We start from the raw sequence: 748 nt of genomic DNA on the forward strand, positions 1-748 counted from the left end.
ACATATTGCACGGCCTTTTCTAGCTTTTTACCGTTGAAGTTCAAACCAGCAAAGTGACGCGCGTTGGTATCGTCTTTGAAGCCGATGTACACGGCATCTGCACCGCAATCAATCGCGGTTTTTAGCGCAGGCAGGTTACCCGCAGGACACAAGAGTTCCATATGCTCACAATCATAGAGAAGGAAAAGGTGCCCGCATTTTATGAAGAATTATGAATAGCTAATTTGACCTAAGTTAGGTTTAGCTCAATAAACTCAATATTTACCCCTTGAGAGTAGGGGTAAAGGTTTGATTTGACGAAGTAGGGGGATCAGTTTTTGTGGCGGCGGTTTTGCACAAACAACTCTTCGATTTCATGTTTTGGTTGAGGTCGGTAGAAATGAAAACCTTGAATCGAGTTACATTGAAGGTTGGAAAGCAAAGTAGCTTGCTGATGCGTTTCTACGCCTTCTGCAACGACCGTTAGTTCCAAAGATTTGCCCAAGTTGATGATGTTCTCGATGACGGTCACCTGTTTTGGCAGGGCGTCAATGTCATTAATGAATGCTCGGTCGATTTTTAGTTCATCAATCGGGAAACGAGCTAAATACGACAGTGACGAATACCCAGTTCCAAAGTCGTCGATCAGTACATCAATTCCGTGCACGCGCAACGCTGCAATATGCTTTCTTGCTTCCCCATTGATCAACTGACGCTCCGTAATTTCGATGCCGAGCGACACATTGTTCTCACTTAGCTTCCTGTGGAT

Annotated in this window: 1 protein-coding gene and 1 pseudogene; both read right to left on the reverse strand. The window is 44.7% G+C overall.

The window, feature by feature from the left end:
• Window positions 1-161 (reverse strand): annotated as a pseudogene (locus R7Q48_RS26970) (U32 family peptidase); the annotation flags it as partial.
• Between the two features lie 149 nt (window positions 162-310).
• Window positions 311-748, reverse strand: a 438-nt coding sequence (locus R7Q48_RS26975; RefSeq protein WP_318133317.1) for an EAL domain-containing protein, incomplete at its 5' end; no start/stop codon positions are given.

Source organism: Vibrio sp. 378 (assembly GCF_033339435.1).